The 19250-nt window shown below is 50.3% G+C and carries 14 protein-coding genes and 1 other annotated feature; of the genes, 2 read left to right on the forward strand and 12 right to left on the reverse strand.

From position 1 onward, the window contains the following. Positions 1-172: 172 nt before the first annotated feature. The 7 genes from EYB31_RS36160 to EYB31_RS36190 form a co-directional block, all read right to left on the reverse strand. Positions 173-1450, reverse strand: coding sequence for a sulfatase family protein (locus tag EYB31_RS36160; protein WP_165452800.1), 1278 nt, complete (start codon positions 1448-1450; stop codon positions 173-175). 13 nt (positions 1451-1463) lie between these two features. Beyond that, entirely contained in the window at positions 1464-2978 is a 1515-nt protein-coding gene (locus tag EYB31_RS36165; RefSeq protein WP_131018435.1) for a sulfatase, read from the reverse strand. A gap of 25 nt (positions 2979-3003) precedes the next feature. Next, complete coding sequence (locus EYB31_RS36170; protein ID WP_131018436.1) at positions 3004-3867, reverse strand: carbohydrate ABC transporter permease; 864 nt, start codon at positions 3865-3867, stop codon at positions 3004-3006. 27 nt (positions 3868-3894) lie between these two features. Next, entirely contained in the window at positions 3895-4809 is a 915-nt protein-coding gene (locus EYB31_RS36175) for a carbohydrate ABC transporter permease (protein WP_131018437.1), read from the reverse strand. Between the two features lie 21 nt (positions 4810-4830). After that, on the reverse strand, positions 4831-6144 hold the full coding sequence (locus tag EYB31_RS36180) for an ABC transporter substrate-binding protein (protein ID WP_165452801.1): 1314 nt from the start codon (positions 6142-6144) through the stop codon (positions 4831-4833). Between the two features lie 210 nt (positions 6145-6354). Further along, positions 6355-7527 (reverse strand): response regulator, encoded by a 1173-nt coding sequence (locus EYB31_RS36185; protein ID WP_131018439.1) that lies wholly within the window; start codon positions 7525-7527, stop codon positions 6355-6357. Positions 7528-7545: 18 nt separating this feature from the next. Further along, on the reverse strand, positions 7546-9339 hold the full coding sequence (locus EYB31_RS36190; protein ID WP_165452802.1) for a cache domain-containing sensor histidine kinase: 1794 nt from the start codon (positions 9337-9339) through the stop codon (positions 7546-7548). Positions 9340-9601: 262 nt separating this feature from the next. Beyond that, positions 9602-9865 (forward strand) — a binding site (T-box leader). Positions 9866-9913: 48 nt separating this feature from the next. Between EYB31_RS36190 and EYB31_RS36195 the strand changes: the two genes are divergently transcribed. Together EYB31_RS36195 and EYB31_RS36200 are read left to right on the forward strand one after the other, a co-directional pair. Beyond that, the gene (locus EYB31_RS36195) at positions 9914-11125 is read left to right on the forward strand and encodes an aminotransferase-like domain-containing protein (RefSeq protein WP_131018441.1); all 1212 of its coding nucleotides are present in this window, start codon (positions 9914-9916) and stop codon (positions 11123-11125) included. 187 nt (positions 11126-11312) lie between these two features. Next, positions 11313-12287, forward strand: a complete 975-nt coding sequence (locus tag EYB31_RS36200; RefSeq protein WP_131018442.1) for an ROK family protein — start codon at positions 11313-11315, stop codon at positions 12285-12287. A 241-nt stretch (positions 12288-12528) separates the two neighbouring features. Here EYB31_RS36200 and ilvC read toward each other — a convergent pair whose 3' ends face one another. From ilvC to EYB31_RS36225, 5 genes are all read right to left on the reverse strand, one after another. Next, a complete protein-coding gene (gene ilvC / locus EYB31_RS36205; protein ID WP_131018443.1) occupies positions 12529-13521 on the reverse strand; it encodes a ketol-acid reductoisomerase in 993 nt (330 codons plus the stop codon). Positions 13522-13738: 217 nt separating this feature from the next. Then, positions 13739-14227, reverse strand: coding sequence for an acetolactate synthase small subunit (ilvN, locus tag EYB31_RS36210; protein WP_131018444.1), 489 nt, complete (start codon positions 14225-14227; stop codon positions 13739-13741). After that, a complete protein-coding gene (ilvB, locus tag EYB31_RS36215) occupies positions 14224-15966 on the reverse strand; it encodes a biosynthetic-type acetolactate synthase large subunit (RefSeq protein WP_131018445.1) in 1743 nt (580 codons plus the stop codon). Before ilvB ends, ilvN begins: the two co-directional genes overlap by 4 nt. A gap of 470 nt (positions 15967-16436) precedes the next feature. Then, on the reverse strand, positions 16437-17591 hold the full coding sequence (locus EYB31_RS36220) for a hypothetical protein (RefSeq protein WP_131018446.1): 1155 nt from the start codon (positions 17589-17591) through the stop codon (positions 16437-16439). A 109-nt stretch (positions 17592-17700) separates the two neighbouring features. Continuing rightward, on the reverse strand, positions 17701-19185 hold the full coding sequence (locus EYB31_RS36225) for a glycosyl hydrolase (protein ID WP_131018447.1): 1485 nt from the start codon (positions 19183-19185) through the stop codon (positions 17701-17703). Between the last annotated feature and the right edge of the window lie 65 nt (positions 19186-19250).

The raw sequence follows: 19250 nt of genomic DNA on the forward strand, positions 1-19250 counted from the left end.
AACCACAGATATCAATGGGGATTAAAAAAGATGACCCCTGTTCAATACAGGAATCACCTATTGTCCGCTTCTTAAATACTCAACATTACTCTTTTTTTTAAGTGTCCTTGACATGGGGGCCAGTTTAGATTTTTCTATCTTCTGAATGGCCTTTTTTTATTATACACCTTGATTAACCGCTTTGCGGTATTCTTCGGATCGGTACCGCTCCGCTGAGCAACGGGTCCCCTGTAGCCTGCATCCAGTTCCCCAATTTCTGCTCCATTTGCAACTTCGTTTCCCGGTACTTGTCCTCATGCGCAAGATTTACTTTTTCCATCGGGTCCAGGTATAAATCAAACAGCATTTCCTGCGGTTTTTCGCCATGGAAAAAGCCATGCTCCCCCACGAATGAACGGTACTCGCTTGCGTCTACGTTTGGCATTAAATACGCCGTCTCTCCGTAATTGCGGATGTACTTGTACCTCTCCGTTCTCACACAACGCATCGGCTCGTATTCCACATGATGGTTGATTTCCGCAAATACGGCCTCGCGGACGGAATCCGCCTTTTTCTCCAATATAGGCAGCAATGAGTGTCCTTGCAGCCAGTCCGGTTTGCTTAATCCGGCTAATTCGCAAATGGTGGGAAACAGATCCATATGGGAGACCAGCGCGTCAACCGCTTCTCCTTTTCCATGCCGCTGCGGCGTGCGTATAATCAGCGAGACCCCGATACCGGTGTCAAACAAGCTGCATTTCATTCTCGGAAAAGGCAAGCCATGATCAGTTGTATAGATAACAAGCGTTTCGTCTTCGATGTTGGCATCCTTGATTGCCTCAAGCACGATGCCAATACATTGGTCGGCGGCTTTCGCCGATGTCAAATACGCGGCCCATTGCTCGCGGTTTGCCCGATTGTCATGGAAAAGCGGCGGCGGCATTAAATAAGCCGGATTGATTTCGGGATCGGCTTGCGGAAAATTCAAATGCGTATTAAACATTCCGAATGACAGGAAAAAAGGTTTGCTTTTTTTCTCCTGAATATACTCCGCTGCCGCTTTGGCATTATGAAGATCCCAGCCGACCGAATCAAAATCGAATACGCTCATATCAAAATCCGGATTTCCCAAAATGTTGTCATATCCGATCATTTCCGCCTCAGGCGCTTCGTGCTGAATACCGCTTAAGGCGGTGTTATATCCGTTCCGGCTCAAAAATGAAGCCAGATGCCGGCTGTAATCGTCCATCTGCGCTCCCCGATGCGCAAGCCCAAGCATGCCCGCGGAATGAGCGGCCATACCCGTCAGTAAGGCCGCCCTGCTCGGAGAACAGGTAGGTCCCGCGCAATAAGCATGTCTGAACAGAAGCCCCTCCCCGGCCAATTGCATAAGGTTCGGCGTAGGGACGGCAAATCCATAAGGCTGGATATAACGGCCCGTATCGTGGGTATGCAAATATACGATGTTCATGGGAAACCTCCTTTTACAAACGGGCTTGCAGCCCAAGACGGGCAAATTGCTCCTCTGGCGCATCATGCCGATGCATGCAGCTTATCAACTTGTATATCATTTGCTTCTCCGCATCTTCATCAAACAGTTGATTGTTTTGACAAGGATCTGCGGAAAGATCAAAAAGCCGGTGTGCTTTAATCAAATCGCCGGTGTGCAGGAACGATTGCGTCCGGTCGTTCGTGCGGATGACATGGCCGGGAATCCGGTAAACGGGATATTCCGTCCACGATAAAAACGCCCCCGCTTCAATCGCCTTCAAATCTTCGATATGGGAAGGGCCTAAGGCGTGTCCGAGCGTTGTCGGCATCGCGGTGTATACGTGCAAAGGCCGATTGTCCGCTTCGCCGGCGGATCGGAAATAAACCCACTGCCCATCGGTAATGTTAACGTTTTTACCGAAATATCCGTAAATTAGCTCATCCCGCAGCTTGTCGGATTGTCCATTGATCAGCGGCAGCAGCGACTTGCCGTGCAATCGGTTCCGGCACGACCGCTGCGGGTCGATGCCAAAGCTTTCAAGCAGTGTCGGATACAGATCGACCGACTGGGTTAACGCCTGAATGCGTGTTCCCGCATGCGCGCCTCCGGGTAAATGCACAGTCAGCGGCAACCGTGCGATTTCATTATACACCGGCATATAATTTTTGGCGAAAAAGGAATGCTCTCCCAGCAAGTACCCGTGGTCCGAGGTGAAGATCACCGTCGTATCTTCCCACAAGTTATGGCGGTCCAGCACATCAAGCAGCTTGCCTACCCAATGATCCGCCATTTCCAGCAGGGCCGAATATCTGCTGCGTATATGAGCCAGCGCCTGATCGGGCACATCGACAACCCCGTATTCCGGCCACATATACTCGGGCCCGCTGTACGAATGCAAAATCGGATGCAACCGTTCCTGCGGCAAATCAAACGGCTCGTGAGGATCAAACGCTTCGGCCCACAACAAGAAACGATCCTCGTCTTTGTTGGACTCCAGCCATTCGGCCGCTTGCTTTAATGTTTTTGGAGAAGGGAAATCTGCCTCGCTGTGAAAGGCCGTTCGGTTCAACTCATACTGCGGGTGGCGCTTCCCAATGAAAGCGGCCGCACTCTCCGGCCTGCTCACCTTGGATACCCACGGATCAAGCTCTTGCCCTCTTACGAAAGCATACGTATCGAACTGCTGCACATAATTTTCTCCGCCGGTTCGGAAATAATGGTAATGGTCCGTAACCATATGCGAATAAACGCCATGTTCCCTAAGCGCTTCGCCTAACGAATGATCAAACGGCTCCATCGGTCCCCAGTTTCGTTCAAGAAAATTCAGCCGTCCCGTAAACAAGTCCCTGCGCGCAGGCATGCAAGGCAGCGAACCTGCCCAATGATTGTCGAAAATAACCGACTTTTTCGCCAGCCTGTCTATATTGGGGGTATGCGCCAGCGCCTGTCCGTACAATCCGAGAAAGTGCCTGTTCACCGAATCCAATAAAATGACAATTGCCTTCATGCTTCACCTCGCGGTTGTAGTAGCTCTATCCTTTAATTCCCGATGTAACGATGCCTTCGATAAAATGCTTCTGGGCAAACAGGAACACGATCATAAGCGGAAGCACGATCAGCGTTGTCGCCGCCATCAGAAAGTTCCACTGCACCTGGGTTTCGTCGCGGAACAAGGTCAAAGCGAGCTGCACCGTTCTCATCGTTTCGCTGTTTGTTACAATCAGCGGCCAGGTGTATTCATTCCATGATTGGGTGGCCTTAAGCGCAACCAGCGTAGCAAAGATCGGTTTGCTGAGCGGCACATAAATATGCCAATACGTCTTCACCGCGGTCAAACCGTCCATTTTTGCCGCATCGTCCAAATCTTTAGGGAAGTTCAAATAAAACTGGCGGAACAGAAACACCCCGAACGATCCGGCCACATAAGGCGCGATCAGCCCCATGTAGGAGTTGATCCAGCCTAACCCGCCTTCTCCCAGCCAATCGTTCCCTCCCGCTAACGGCACATGCTTCAGGATCAGAAACACGGGAATCATCGTCACTTGCGGGGGAATCATCAGACCGATCAGCGAGATCAGAAACAACAGGTCCCTTCCCTTAAAATGAAGTCTGGCAAAGCTGTAGCCGGCTATCGAGTTGATCAGCAAGCTGACGATAACCGTAATGGCCGTCACAAAAAACGAATTAAAAAAGTACCGGCTCCAATCTCCCCGCTGCATCGCCTGAACATAATTGGTCAAGGAGATGTGTTCCGGAATGAAAATGAATTGGGACGCTTGTATTTCTCCCATCGTTTTCAAAGAAGTAAGCACCATCAGCCCGAATGGAACAAGCATGACCAGCGATAAAATGAACATCAGCGCCGACAAGGGGATGCGATATTTGGTACGTTCCATGGCGACTCCTTCCACTCTTCACATAAATTATTCATGGTTGTTGTTGCCGTATTTGAAATTGGCGATCGTAATAATCGCGATAATCGCCAGCAAAATCATGGAAAGCGCAGCGGCGTACCCCATCTGAAAGTCGTTGAACGCCCGATTGTATATTTGGTGCACCAGGGTGGTCGTCGAATTCATCGGCCCGCCGCCCGTCAGAATCTGAATTTGCTCAAATACGTTAAAGTTATTGATCAACCCCGTGATGAACAGGAAAAACGTAACCGGAGCCAGCATCGGCAGCGTGATCGCAAAAAATTGCCGGGACGGACCGGCTCCGTCTACGGAAGCCGCTTCGTACAAATCTCTTGGTATGCTTTGCAGCCCGGCTAAATAAATGACCATGTTGTACCCCGCGAATTTCCATACGCTCATCAAAATGACGGACGGCATCGCCCACGACTCGTCGAAAAGCCACTGAATATTTTGGAGGCCAAGCGCATTCAGAAACAAATTGGCCAGTCCATGGGACGGCTCATAAATCCACAGCCAGATCATCGATACCGCGACCATGGATGTAATATGCGGCATAAAAAAGCCCATACGCAAAAAAGAAAGACCCGGCAGCTTGCGGTTTAATACAAGAGCCAGCGCTAATCCGAGTCCCATCGTAAACAACAAGGTGAAGAAAGTATAGACAAACGTATTTTTCAAAGCGATATGGAAAAAAGTATCCGAAATCAAAACCCGATAATTTTTCAAGCCTACCCAATCCGCATTGGTCAAATCGTAGTTGGTAAAACTTAAATACAAATTAACGATAATGGGGATCAAAACAAACACGAGCAAGAAAAGATAAAAGGGGGCGATCAGCACATAGCCGACCCTGTCTTCCGCCAATCTGACCGCCCTTTTTTTCCGGCCCGCCGCTAATTTGGTTTCCGCTGTATATCCAGTCATGGGGCCAGTACCTCCTTACGGCTACTTCGTTAACGTCTTGATCTCTTTCTCCAGATTATCCTGGGCGTCTTTTAATGCTTGCGCCGCCGACTTCTTACCGCTCAACGCTTCTTCGTATGCCAAATGAATGTATTTGTCGTATAAGGAAGTCCAAGGAATAATCGGTTTGCCCTTGCCGCTTTTGACATAATCCAGAAGAACTCCGTTGAACTTCGGATCTTCATCCATGAACTGCTGTTCCATCGATTTTCTTAAAACCGGTATTTTCAAATCTTTGTAACGTTTCCACATCTGCTCTTTGGACATCATAAATTGGATAAATTCCCACGACTCGTCTTTATGTTTGCTGTTCGCTCCAATCGTGAACAGGCGATATCCGTTAAAGGCAACTTTATTTTCGCGCTTCAGCACCGGAACAAAACCCAGATTATCCTTGAGCTCCGGATTGTTATTCAGCAAGTTGCTGATCATCGTCGTTTGCAGGAAAGACATCGCCGATTTTCCGCTAATGAAAGGGAACGTGTCTTTCTTCTGGTAATCGAAAGGAGTATTGACCTTTTTGTTCGCAAGGCCAACAAGAAAATCAAGCGCTTCCGCCGATTTCGCATCGCTGAATGCTGGAGCTTCCTTTTCCTCGTCAATGACTTTTGATCCGTTTTGCCGCATGAAAGGTTCAAAAAATACGCTGGCGCTGGTTCCCGGAATATCGAAGCCCGCACGGGTTACGTTGCCGTTGGCATCGCGTTTGGTCAGTTTTTCGGCGTACTGCGCAAGTTCTTCCCAAGTGGCCGGCGGTTTCTCCGGATCAAGTCCCGCCTCCTTGAAGTAATCTTTTCTGTAAGTCAATATTTCCGGAGCGGGGTAAAAGCCGAGTCCAAACGTCTTATCTTTCACCTTGCCAATCGATAAGGCGCTTTCAAACATATCGTCTTTTTCGTCCCATTTCTTGATGTAATCGTCTAACGGAGCGAACTCGCCTTTTGTTCCCCGTGTTCCCATAAAAATCAAATAAGCGGAAAGCACGTCCGGGAACGTGCCGCTCAGCTTGGCGGCGTTCAGCTTTGTATCCACATCCGCCGAGTTTGCCGGGAGCACGGTTGTTTCAATCTTAATATTCGGGTGCAATTTCTCGAATTCTTTCGCCACATTGGTAAAGTACTCATCGTTGACTTTATCCGCCCCCGGAAACCAAAACGTTAGCGTTACCGGCGCTTTCTCCGTAGGCTTTTCGCCGGAATTCGGCTGTGCGGATTCGGACGGTTTGGCGCAACCGGCCAGCACGCCGGCCAGCAAACCTGTCGCCACTACAGTGGAAATTATTTTTGTTTTATACATTTTGAATCCCCCTATCAAAAATGTAAAAATCGCAACCGTTTTCATAGATAATTGTAATAAACGATCGATATCCGGTACATTCATTCCGTTCAGGATTATTATTCATCCATTTATGATTTACAGAGCCGGCTTTATATTTATTTGGATTACTGTCACAATATTTGGATTCAACGAAAGAAGCCGCTGTCACGACAACGGCTCTCCCGAAATTCAATCTATGAGTTCTTTCGCATAATCGCTTGGCGAAACGCCCATCCACCGTTTGAAAAGCTGACTGAAATAACTTACATTATCGATCCCGACGGCAAAACATACCTCGTTGACCGGTTCGTTGCGCCTTAAGCGCTGCTTCGCTTGATCAAGTCTGATTCGGGTAACATAGCTTTGGAAATTTTCCCCGACCTGCTGCTTGAATAGCTGGCTTAAATAACTTTTATTCATATGATACCTGCGCGCAACATCGCTTAACGAAAGCTCCGGCTGCGCATAGTTCTCATGCAAATAAGCAACAACCAATTTAATGGTCGGACTGTATTTATTCATCGGATATACATTAGCTGCAAGAAATTGATGAATCGCCGAAAACATTGCTTTAAACGAATCCATACAGGTGTCAAACGTAAAAGCGGATTCGATTTGCCGAAACAATGCAACCTTGTCCCTTTGCAATTCATGAGGATTCACTCCTGATTCATCCAGCTTGTGAATAATCATATAACCTAGCTCTACCAAGCTTTTTTTCAGCCCATACGGTTCCGGGGGCCGGCCATTTTCAATTTGCTCGACGACTGCGCCGCAAATGCCGCGGTACAATCCGTCCAAATCGCCGCCTTCGATGTAGGGACGAATTTCTTTCCACAGCCACCTGTCGGTCGACAGCGTTCGGGTCTCCTGCCCTTCGGACAAAAGCTCTTTATAGCGGCTTATGTTGTCGGGGTAAAACAGATCGCTGCGCTCTGCAGCTTGTCCCTTCTCCGGTGTCAGCGGCCTGCGGTGAACCGGGTTTCCGCCGGGTTGGCCGGTCACTTTGCCCAAGGCGCACAACACTTCGTCAAAACTCATACTCGCCTTCAGAATGTAATCGGCAGCCCCTAATTGAAGCGATTCTTTGACATAAGGAAAATCGCTGTAACTGCTGAGCACGATCACTTCAATATGCGGATAAGCCGATTTGATGATCTGAATCAGCTCGATTCCGTCCATGCCGGGCATCTTAATATCGGTCACGACAACATCGGGCCGTAGCGTTTCGATTAACTGCAGCGCTTCCTCGCCGTTACCCGCTTCCCCTGCGATACAATAGCCATGTTCCGGCCAATCCGTCATGTGAATAAAGCCTTTTCTCAGAAGTTTCTCGTCATCGACGATGAGCAGTTTGATCAACGATGGCCCCTCCCTTTATTACTCGAGAACTCGTTTGGGAACGATTAAGGTCACGGTCGTTCCTTGCCGCGGAGTCGAATGGACAGTAAGCCCGTAGCGGCTGCCGTAATTCATTTGCAGCCGTTCGTGCACATTTTTCATACCGATCCCGCTAAACCGGTGTTTTGGTTTTTGCGCGTCCTCCGCTTTCCATTCGCCCGATTGTGCCATATTCATACCGATGCCGTTATCCGAAATTTCAATCCGCACATCGTCCAAATAAACGGCAGCATATAACGAGATGACCGCCTCTTCTTCTTCGGGCTTCCGTTCGATACCGTGAAAGATCGCATTTTCGACGATCGGCTGCAGCAGAAGCTTCGGCAGCCCGCAGGACCATATGTCCTCATCCACATAGGTTCGTAACGTAATTTTTCTGGATAAGCGGATTTCTTGAATATACACATAATGCTTAAGACAGACATACTCGTCCCGCAGCGTGATTTCGTCTTCGCTGCGCTGAACCGTCATTTGCAGCAATTGAACGAGCGCGTTAATGGTAGGTTCAATAAACTCCGTTTTGCCTACCCAAACAAGACACTTAATCGAATTTAACGTATTGTATAAAAAATGCGGATTAATTTGCGCCTGTAAAGCGTTCCATTCCGCCGCCCGTTTGCCTTCCTGATAACGTACCAATTCATAGATGGTATGCTCCAGCTTCATCACCATCTGCTCATATTCCGTAGTTAATATAACAAGCTCGTTGACTTCGCGAAGCTCCTTGTTATCTTGAGCCGCTCCGCCGGTCAACCGGTAAGCTTGAATCCGCTGGTTTAATCTGACCAAAGGCATGGCAATTCTTCTGGATATCCAAATCGCCGCGGCGATGGAAACCACAACCAAACTCAAGGTCATCAATAAAATATTGCGGGAAAGACCCCTTACCTCTTTGAAAAGCGAATGGACGGATACCTGCATGACCATCGTCCAGCCCGGAGATTCGATATACTTGATCGAAGTCAGCGTATTTTCTCCGTATAAAGTGGAGATTCCAGCCGCTTCTTTACCAAACACCAGTTCGCTTACAATGCCGGGATCGGCCGGCTTGCCGACAAGCTCTCTGTTGCTATGAGTAACATACCGTCCTTCCCGGTCCAGGATGAAAAATGTCGCTTCTTGTCCGATGCTGTCCCGGTAAATGCGATACAGGCTGTCTTCCTTGACGCTTAGAACAAATATCCCGTATTCCCGGTTCGTAAATGGATTGTATAATAACTTCACCGCATTAAACACATTTGTCTGTTCTTGATTTTTTATATAACTTGCTTGCACGCCGCTCCACATGATCCGATCGGCAGCCGACCGGATGGCTTGTTCCTTTTGAAGCTGCAGCAGCCTGGCGGAGTTTCTTGTCTCGTCGATCTCATTTTGCGAATAAATCAGGCCGTTGCCGCCGATCAGGAAAGACTCAAATTGCATCCAATCAAAGGCAAGGGAAACCTGCATCGTGTTTTGCTCTACGACCGCCCTATCAAACAGCTTTTGGTAAGGGTCCGTATATTGTTTCAACAAATAAGGCTCCAGATTCGGATTCAAATTGATCATATTTACGACTGCTGTGACCTGGTCCAGCAATGTATTTACGTTTCGGTCGATTTGGCTCATCGTTTGCCTGTTGGATTCGCTGATTTTGTTCATCAGCACTTCTTCTGATGCTTTGAAGGACATCCAACCTATCAATGCAACGGGCACGATGATAAGCCATACGTAAGAGGTGATCAGCTTTTTGAACAGACTCCCCGCTGTAATGGCTTTCATTAATCTTTTCAACAGCATGGACCACCTCTTAACAGCATTTTTGTTGCCCCGATACAGCTGCAATACCAATGTATCCTTAATTGTCAGTTCGATCATAAACTCGAGCGGCTTATGTGTCAAAGCAAATAATTACCAGCGACATCCTTGCAAGTCCACTATGTCGACGGTATCGAACCCGGCGATATTTGTACAACGCAATTACCCAGCCCGCTCCCTTGCACTTATTGGCCATTGACATGACTAGGAGCAAAGGAGTAGGATGATACTAATATTACAAACTTCAACGACGAGAAATAGTACGTCATGCCGCTTGTTCCAACAGAGAGCCGGAGATGCTGAAAACCGGTGAACAAGAATTTGACCGAAAGTCATCTCCGAGATGCTGGCCGAACGGGTTATCCTTAGTAAGCGACGCCGGTTTGTCCGCCGTTATAAGGGCCGCGCATTGATGGATGCGCTGATGAGTGCCGTATTGGGTTGCAGCATGCAGCTCACGACGGAATCAGGGTGGTAACACGGGTAATAACTCGTCCCTTTTGGGGACGGGTTTTTTTGTTTTCCAATACGCTTTAAAGGAGTGTTTGTGATGAACTATCGATTTGCCGACAAGATGAACAGCTTTAAATCGTCCGCCGTCCGAGAAATACTGAAATTGACTCAAGGCGATGCCATTATCTCGCTGGCCGGCGGCCTCCCTGCCGAGGAGCATTTTCCGCTTGAAGCCGTGCGCGATGCCTTCAATCGTGTGCTCGACCAGGGCAAACATGTGCTGCAGTACGGCCTCACCGAAGGGTATACGCCGCTTCGCGAGAGCTTGTGCAATCACTTGGCGCGAAAACATATGCATGTGACGCCGGATAACATGCTGCTCACGACAGGCTCACAGCAGGCCATTGACCTGCTGACCCGCGTGTACATCAATCCCGGCGACGTCATTCTTGTAGAAAGACCAACCTATCTTGCCGCGATTCAAGTGTTCCAGTCTAACGGAGCCCGTGTTATTTCCGTAGAGGGTGACGACGAAGGCATGAATCTCGACGATCTATCTCATAAAATCAAGCAATATCAAGCCAAAATGGCTTATGTCATCCCTACGTTTTCCAATCCGGGCGGTAAAGCTTGGAGCCTGGAACGCCGCAAAGGGTTTCTTGAAATCTGTAAAAACAATCAAGTCCTAATTATCGAAGACGATCCGTACGGCGAGCTGAAATTCGGCGAAGACACTCATTATCCAACGTTATTTTCGCTTGATGATCATCCGCAGGGCTCATCTGTCGTCTACACCAGCACGTTCTCCAAAATCGTCGCTCCCGCCTTACGTACCGGCTGGGCCATCGGGGACCGGGAAGTCATTAGCAGCATGACTCGCGCCAAGCAGGCGGCCGACCTGCATTCCAGCACGATGGATCAGCAGGCGCTGCACCAGCTATTTGAGCATTTCGACTTATACGGCCATATCGCCACCGTACGCCATGAGTACGAAAAGCGTAAAAACCATATGCTCTCCCTTATGAAGCAGCAGCAATGGGAAAATGTATCGTGGCTTGAACCTAAAGGCGGCATGTTTGTGTGGGTGAAGCTCCCGGAGGGAACAAAAGCGGAAGATCTGCTGCAATATGCCGTAAAAGAAGGTGTTGCTTTTGTACCGGGTTCGTCGTTTTTCGCTTCCGATCCGATGTACAACACGATGCGAATGAACTTTTCATACTCCGCTCATGACCAAATGGTCCTCGCGATCGAACGATTAAACGCAGCTATGGAGAAATACAAAGCCGATTTTTCGACCGCAGCTCGTTAAAAACGTTACAGTCTATAATAACGAGGCCGATGATCCTGCCTCCACGTGTGTAGCCGCCGGAGAAATGTCCGGCGGCCTTCTACGTTACATACCTGCACAATCATCCATATAGAAGCGACATTCCTGTATTCACTTCTCCGTCATTTTTTCTATACTTGTATGTAACAATGAGGAAAGTTGGGAAAAGATGAGCAGATGCACGATTGGCGTTGACCTCGGCGGGACCAATATCAAGTCAGCACTTTTTAATGAAGCTTTCCAGGCCGTGCAGGAACGAAGTGATCCTACGGAAGCGGCAAAGGGCCCCTCTCATGTCTTGCATAAAATCAAGCAAATCGTACAAGAGATGCTTTCTCAGGAAGGCATAAGCCAATCATCCGTAAAATGCATCGGGATGGGAATTCCCGGCTTATTGAACCCGGAGACGGGGCTATCCATTTTCTCGCCCAATTTTCCGGAATGGGAAAACATTCATGTCGTTGACATGATGAAGCAGGATTTTGACATTCCCGTTTTTATAGACAACGATGTCCGCATCAACTTGTACGGCGAATGGCTGTACGGCGCCGGGGCCGGCTACAATAACGTGTTCCTCATCACCTTGGGGACAGGGCTAGGTTCGGGGATTGTCAGTGACGGCAGGGTCCTTTACGGCAAAACCGCAAGCGCCGGCGAAGTCGGGCATATGAATATGTACAGAAACGGCGGCCGTCCTTGCCGATGCGGCAGCTCGGGTTGTTTGGGCAGGTATGCGTCTGCTGTGGGCATGGTCAGAACTATGGTAGAAAAAATGGAGAGCGGCCGGGAAAGCATCATCCGAACTTGGGTAGGAGGCGATTTCTCCCAAATTACAGCCCTGATGATTTCGGAAGCTTTTGACCTCGGAGACGCATTAGCCATCGAGGTGCTGCATGAAACAGGCACCATTCTCGGATTCGGTCTTACGAATGTCGTCAACCTTTTGAACCCGGAAATTGTTATCATCGGCGGAGGGATGTCGGCTGCAGGCGAACGATTGCTGAAGCCTGTGCGGGATACCATTAAACATCATGCCTTACAATTATCATCCCAAGCCTGCAAAGTGGTGCCGGCACAATTAGGCGGACGTGCGGGTATGATCGGCGCCGCCGCGTATGCGGGCTTCAAGGTGCAGCAACCGTAACCCTGGCAGCAAGGCGGCCTCGTATGGAGAAAGCCCGACAGTGATTTTACCGGTATGGTTCTTGCGCGTGCTTGGAGTTACTATTGACATGCAGCAGACAGGCCGATATATGAAAAAAGACAGCGGAGACAAATTGTCCCTACTGTCTTTTTTGGCGCTCAAAACCGGCGGTGAGGCCGGTTTCAAGGCTTGTCCGGCAGGCTGCAAACCCGCCTTCTTGATTCATTTATGTGTCCCGCTATTACTTCTTGATCCAGTGCATCAATTCACGCAATTGACCGCCCACTTGCTCGATCGGATGCTCAGCTTCAGCACGGCGAGTAGCTGTCAGGAACGCACGGTTCGATTGGTTCTCCAAGATGAAGTCGCGAGCGAATTTACCTTGTTGGATATCGGAAAGAACACGTTTCATTTCTTTCTTCGTTTCTTCGGTTACGATGCGAGGTCCTGTTACGTAGTCGCCGTATTCCGCTGTGTTGGAGATGGAGTGGCGCATGGAAGCCAGGCCACCTTCATACATCAGGTCAACGATCAGCTTCAGCTCGTGCAAGCACTCGAAGTAAGCCATTTCTGGAGCATAGCCAGCTTCAACCAATGTTTCAAAACCTGCTTTAACAAGTGCAGACGCGCCGCCGCACAATACGGCTTGCTCGCCGAACAGGTCGGTTTCGGTTTCTTCGCGGAAGCTGGTTTCGATCAGGCCGGCACGGGTACAGCCGATACCTTTAGCGTAAGCAAGACCGATTTGTGTAGCTTGTCCGGTTGCATCTTGCTCAACGGCGATCAAACCAGGAACGCCGAAGCCTTCAACATATACACGGCGAACCATGTGACCCGGGGATTTCGGAGCTACGAGCAGAACGTCTTTGTCAGCAGACGGCTGGATTTGGCCGAAATGCACGTTAAAGCCGTGGGAGAACATGATCGCTGCGCCTTTTTTCACGTTAGGAGCGATTTCTTCATTGTATACTTTCGCTTGAGTTTCGTCCGGCATCAAGATTTGCACGATGTCTGCGCGTGCAGCTGCGTCTGCTACGGACAACACTTCAAAGCCGTCGTTTTTCGCTTGTTCAAAAGATTTGCCTTGGCGAAGGCCTACGATAACGCTCAGACCGCTGTCGCGCAGGTTTTGCGCTTGCGCATGGCCTTGGCTGCCGTAACCGATAATTGCAATCGTTTTGCCTTTCAGTACGCTGAGGTCTGCATCTTTTTCATAATACATTTTTACTGCCATGGGTATAAGTCCTCCTTTAATTTAAACCCTGTGAGCGGGCGCTTAAACCTGCTATCGGCTGGCGGCATGCTGCTGCTTATGGTGCGCGGCCTGTCATCGTTGTCCCCAAAAAAACGAGCCTGCAAGTCCCATTTTATTATATATCAAGGGAAGTGAATTGGAAACACATTGGATAGCCGGTTTAAGCTCCCACTCACGTGGGAATTTAATGAAATAATTATTTCGAACCGCGAATCATTGCGGTAACGCCGGTCCGCGACAGCTCGCGGATGCCGTAAGGCTTAAGCAGCTCCACCATCGCGTCGATTTTCTCGGAGTCGCCAACCACCTGAACGATCAGCGAGCTCGGACCGATATCGACCACTGCGGCGCGGAACGTCTCGACGATGCCGAGAATTTCCGGACGGGCGCTTGGCTCCGCGCTTACCTTGATAAGCGCAAGCTCGCGGGCAACCATCGGGTTGGAGCTGAGATCGACCACTTTGATGACATCGATCAGTTTATACAGCTGCTTGGATACTTGCTCGAGCGTTTTGTCGTCGCCGGTTGTAACGATAACCATCCGGGACAAGCCGGGCTCTTCGGATTCACCAACAGTGATGCTGTCAATATTGAAGCCGCGGCGTCCGAACAAGCCGGAAACGCGCTGCAGAACGCCGGGCTGGTTGTTTACAAGAACCGATACGGTATGCCGCTGTGTACTCATTCGGAATCCCCCAATATCAATTGATCTAATGTCGAGCCTTGCGTAACCATCGGGAATACGTTCTCTCCCTTGCGGACGACAAACTCGACAACTACCGGACCCGGGGTTTCCAGCGCTTCGGCCCAAGCTCTTTGCGCTTCTTCCTTGTTTGTGGCGCGCAGCCCTTTAACTCCATAAGCTTCCGCCAGCTTCACAAAATCCGGGCTGCCGGCGAGGTCGATATGGCTGTAGCGGTTATCATAAATGATTTCCTGCCACTGGCGTACCATGCCCAGCACCTGGTTGTTGATGATAACGACTTTCACCGGGATATTGTTGATGGCGCAAATAGCAAGCTCCTGAGAGCACATCTGCATGCCGCCGTCACCGTTGATCGATACGACCAGCCGGTCCGGATGCGCCATCTGTGCGCCTATCGCCGAAGGGAAACCGAAGCCCATCGTGCCCAATCCGCCGGAAGTAATGATGGAACGCGGATGATTGAATTTATAATACTGCGCAGCCCACATCTGATGTTGGCCTACGTCAGTGGTTACGATCGCTTCGCCTTTGGTCGTTTCATTAATCATTTCAATAACATATTGCGGCTTCAGCTCGGTATCGGAATCGATATACCGCAGCGGATGCTCCTGCTTGTTCGTCTTCACCCAATCGATCCACGCGTCCGATTGCGCCGCCTGCACCTTCTGGTTGGCCAGCTGCAGCACCGTTTTGACATCGCCCACACATGGGATGGTCGTTTCGACGATTTTGCCGATTTCCGCCGGATCGACGTCGATGTGAACGATTTTTTTCGCTTTCGGCGCAAAACCGTCCACCTTCATCGTTACGCGGTCGTCAAACCGCGCGCCGATGCCGATCAGCAGATCGCAGTTTTGCAGCGCATGGTTGGCCGTGTACGTGCCGTGCATGCCCGGCATGCCCATCCACAGCTCATGCGAGCTCGGGAAACCGCCAAGGCCCAGCAAGGTCGTAGCAACCGGAATACGCGCCTTCTCCACGAACTCGAGCAGTTCCTGGGAAGCGTCGGCCGCAACAACACCGGCTCCGGCGATGATGACCGGACGCTCCGATTCAGCGATCGCTTGAATCATTTTCTCCACTTGCAGCTTGTTTGGCGTCACCGTCGGGTTGTAGCCGCGGAGGCTTACGCTGTTTGGATATTGAAATTCGCATGTCGCATTGGACACGTCTTTGGGAATATCGATCAGTACCGGACCTTTACGGCCCGTATTCGCGATATGGAACGCTTCTTTAATAACTCTGGACAAATCCTTAACGTCGCGAACCAAATAGCTATGTTTCGTAATCGGCATCGTGATGCCCGTAATATCCGCTTCTTGAAACGCATCCGTACCGATCACGCTGGTCGCTACGTTGCCCGTAATCACGACGAGAGGAACGGAGTCCATGTAAGCCGTGGCGATGCCTGTGACAAGATTCGTCGCCCCCGGTCCGGATGTTGCGATACAGACTCCGACTTTGCCTGTGGAGCGGGCATAACCGTCGGCGGCATGAATAGCGCCTTGTTCATGGCGTGTCAGCAAATGGTTAAAATCGGGATTGCCATGCATCGCATCGTAAATGTACAATACAGCCCCGCCCGGATAACCGAAGACGCAATCCACATCCTCCAGCAACAAGCTTCTCAGCAAAATTTCCGAACCTGTAATGACATCCGGCTTGCGCAGCTCTTCATGGAGCTGCTCCCTTGACTTTTCCGTCGTTTGAACGTTCATGTGTGTTCCTCCTCTCAAAGAATAAACCTTATATAATGCCAAAAAACCCCTCTCGCCCTGAGCGCGGATAACGCGTCAGCAGGGACGAAAGGGGTTGAATCTTCCGTGGTACCACCCAAATTTTGCTACAAGCCTCACAGCTGGCAGCCTCAACAGGCTATGCGGCGCAAGAAACGTCCGGCATACCTAGGCACGATAACGTGTGCCGTTCCGATTTTCCCTACTAGCCAAACAGCATACACTTGAATGCTTTTCAGGAAAACAGCTCCGAGGTGAGCTCGTCGATAAAGGATTAATGGCGTTGGTTTCAGCAATTCCGCCGCTCTCTGAACATAAGAGCCTTTATCACTTCGTCCTCTTCATAGCCGATAAATATAACTGATTTATCATTACGGTTAATTATATGCATTATGGTTCCATTAGTCAATAGCAGATGGAAATCCCTCAATCTCAAGATGGCTGCCGCAAGATCAAGGATCGACCTCCGCCGTGGCGGAAAGTGTCATCTTTTGCGCATTCCAATCCGGCGTAAACGTATAGACGGTAACTTTATCCATTCCCGCCCCATACCCGCCGTTGATTACCAGCCGTCCGTTATCCATCTGCGGCTGTACAGCGGGAGAAGCCCAGAATGTATCCGTCTGCCGGTCTTCCCAGTCAAACGAGAGAGGAAACGCAGATGCTCCCTTCACAGCAAACATATGGAGCTCCAGTGCGTGACAATCCCGATACTGCGGAACAAAATAAACGATGTCGTAGTCGGCGAACGCAAGCCGGCCCGATTCCACATGATCCTGCCGAGGTGTAATCAAACTCAAGTTATCCAATGACTTGAGTTTTTGCTCGGTTCCGTCCGACAGCTTGTATACGACATCATAGTTGCCTTGCAGATGAAGATCCTCGGCTTCCCCCATGCAGCTCGGGGCCCCCAGTGTTTCCGCTTTCACCTCTGAGCGCGGCAGCAGCAGCAGTTCTCCGCCGCCGGCTGCGGCAATATGTATAGGCTGATCCACAACAGCCGGCAAAGGCTGCGGCGGATTGGTTCCAATTGCGTCGACATCCTGTACAAACATGGATGCGGCGATTTCCTCGACCTGTTCGTTGGGTAAATGCTTATTGTCCCAAATGGAAATATACATGCCGTCTCTTGCCACTCGCAAATATCGATGAACCGGATGGCCGTCCACATCGTTGATCCACTCGGCTTGGACTCCACCTGCGAGCTCCACCTTACTCACTACAATCTGCTCCGGTTCGGCGAATCGTTCAAACGGATCCGTCGTTTCGATAATCTCCATATAACCGTACAGCAGCCGGATCCTGTTCTTGTCCGCTTTTACACCTCTGAATTTGCCGATCGTTTCTTTTTGCCCGACCAGCAGGACCTGTGCCATTCCCGCCTTACGTACAGCTTGCTCAATTTCGGCGATTTGCGCATTTGTGTATTCAAGCGACCGGACACCGTCCCTTTTCCCTCCCGCACCCCGCTGAGCCGTTTGAAGCGGCATGAACTTGCCCAGGAAAGAGGAACCGCCCGTTCTATTCGCGTATCCCTCTTCTTTGCCGCACCCGGTTAACGCCGCGGCGATCGTAAGGATCAGCGACAACAACATCCACTTTCGCATATCCATCCGCTCCTTTTTCTTGATTTTTCGGTTGCGGGGTACCCCGCATGAAAGTAATGCCGCAATAAGGCATGTTCTCTCCAGTGCAACCACCTGCTGCGCCGCGTTATTAATTGTGACCGGTTTCCGCCGCGCCAGCCGGTTGTTTACGAGCCGGATATGGATATGGCAAAGGTGGTTTGCCGTAAATGGATTCCGAAGGAAACTTATCCAAGGTAACGACGTAAGGATGATTGTACACGGTACGAACATGATGCTCGGAATTAATAAGCCCGTCCATAATGAATTTGCCGTTCCATGTGTTGAAATACAGCCAGCCGACTTTATTTTTCCTTAATTCCCGAGGATCGGGGATCGGACCGTTCTCCAAATACGCCACCAGCTTGCGGCCCCCGACCATATCGACAAGACTGTCGTATACGCTGAGCAAGGGACTGTAATCTCCCGCCTTCACATACCGGTCCACACCGATAATATCTACGGAATCATCGCCGGGGTACCAATCTTTTGAATACAACGTATCGGAGGTGGTCCATACCCAAATTAAGTTGTTCAGCCGGTGCTGCCGGGTGAACCGGTCGAACATGATGGCATAGAGCTGTTTGGCCACATTCGGGCCCTTTGCCCCCCACCAGAACCAGCCGCCCTCCGCTTCGTGCAGAGGTCGCCACAACACCGGGATCCCTGCGTCTCGAAACGTCTTCAGGATGTCCGCCATCCGGTCGAGATCTTCCAGCAGCAACCGGTTTTCCTCAGTTCCCGCTACGACAGCCCGTGATGCGTCAAAACTGGTTTTGGCGGCAAAAAATTCCCTGCCGCCCATCGGCGCCTCCCAGTGCCACTCCACAGCTACGATCCCGCCCCAACTGGCCCAATTACGGGCGTTGTCGCCGAAGTCGGAAGCTGTGAAACCGGCGATCGCCGGCAGCTTGCCCGAAACCGAATAGATGTAATCCATCTCTTCCGAAGAAGCCCACTGCTGCCCGGCCAACATATTTTTCCCGTACCGGTCCGCCATATAATTCATCAGCGCTTGCGCTTGCTTAGAAGGCTGGGGCGTAACCAGCTTCGGTTTGACGGGCTGTACCGGCGAGCGTTCCTTCCTCGGACCCAGCTTGATGTAATCGACATCGAAATAACCCCAATATGTAGATAAGCTGATCTGGTTCTCGCCCTCATCCAGCTGAACGTCGCCAAAGCCGATTTCCTGAAATGTCGGTGAATAGGGAAACATCTTTTCTCCGGCCGTACTGCCGTTCACTTCAACAAAGTTGGTTTTGTCTCCGAACACGGAGGCATATCCTATATATAGAGGGTAAAAGCCTTCCTTGTCCACCTGAATATGAAAATGAACAGATGAGCCGGCTTGTTCAAAACCGGTGACATAACCGCTGCCGGAATAACCCGCAGTATCATCGGCTACCGCCGTACCGTCCAGCTCCGCATCTTCCGCTTCCATCAGCAAATAAGCCGATGGCGGCTGTGCCGCAACGGCGTCTCCCTCATAAGCGGCGACACGGCCATGCAGTATGAGCAATGTCAGCAGCGCAGCAACCATGATGATGCCGATACTCGGAATTGTCGCTATGCGCAAATGGACACCGCCTTTCCCTAAACATTCCCACAAGATGAGCTTAACCGGAAATGTCCACTTACACA

The sequence above is a fragment of the Paenibacillus thalictri genome (assembly GCF_004307995.1).
In the GTDB taxonomy this organism is placed as follows: domain Bacteria; phylum Bacillota; class Bacilli; order Paenibacillales; family NBRC-103111; genus Paenibacillus_AF; species Paenibacillus_AF thalictri.

What these genes read in the sequence shown, in the direction of transcription:
- EYB31_RS36165 (WP_131018435.1), bottom strand. Translation starts at nt 2,978, where the DNA reads ATGAAGGCAATTGTCATTTTATTGGATTCGGTGAACAGGCACTTTCTC.
- ilvC (WP_131018443.1), bottom strand. Translation starts at nt 13,521, where the DNA reads ATGGCAGTAAAAATGTATTATGAAAAAGATGCAGACCTCAGCGTACTG.
- EYB31_RS36180 (WP_165452801.1), bottom strand. Translation starts at nt 6,144, where the DNA reads ATGTATAAAACAAAAATAATTTCCACTGTAGTGGCGACAGGTTTGCTG.
- ilvN (WP_131018444.1), bottom strand. Translation starts at nt 14,227, where the DNA reads ATGAGTACACAGCGGCATACCGTATCGGTTCTTGTAAACAACCAGCCC.
- EYB31_RS36200 (WP_131018442.1), top strand. Translation starts at nt 11,313, where the DNA reads ATGAGCAGATGCACGATTGGCGTTGACCTCGGCGGGACCAATATCAAG.
- ilvB (WP_131018445.1), bottom strand. Translation starts at nt 15,966, where the DNA reads ATGAACGTTCAAACGACGGAAAAGTCAAGGGAGCAGCTCCATGAAGAG.
- EYB31_RS36160 (WP_165452800.1), bottom strand. Translation starts at nt 1,450, where the DNA reads ATGAACATCGTATATTTGCATACCCACGATACGGGCCGTTATATCCAG.
- EYB31_RS36220 (WP_131018446.1), bottom strand. Translation starts at nt 17,591, where the DNA reads ATGCGAAAGTGGATGTTGTTGTCGCTGATCCTTACGATCGCCGCGGCG.
- EYB31_RS36175 (WP_131018437.1), bottom strand. Translation starts at nt 4,809, where the DNA reads ATGACTGGATATACAGCGGAAACCAAATTAGCGGCGGGCCGGAAAAAA.
- EYB31_RS36170 (WP_131018436.1), bottom strand. Translation starts at nt 3,867, where the DNA reads ATGGAACGTACCAAATATCGCATCCCCTTGTCGGCGCTGATGTTCATT.
- EYB31_RS36195 (WP_131018441.1), top strand. Translation starts at nt 9,914, where the DNA reads ATGAACTATCGATTTGCCGACAAGATGAACAGCTTTAAATCGTCCGCC.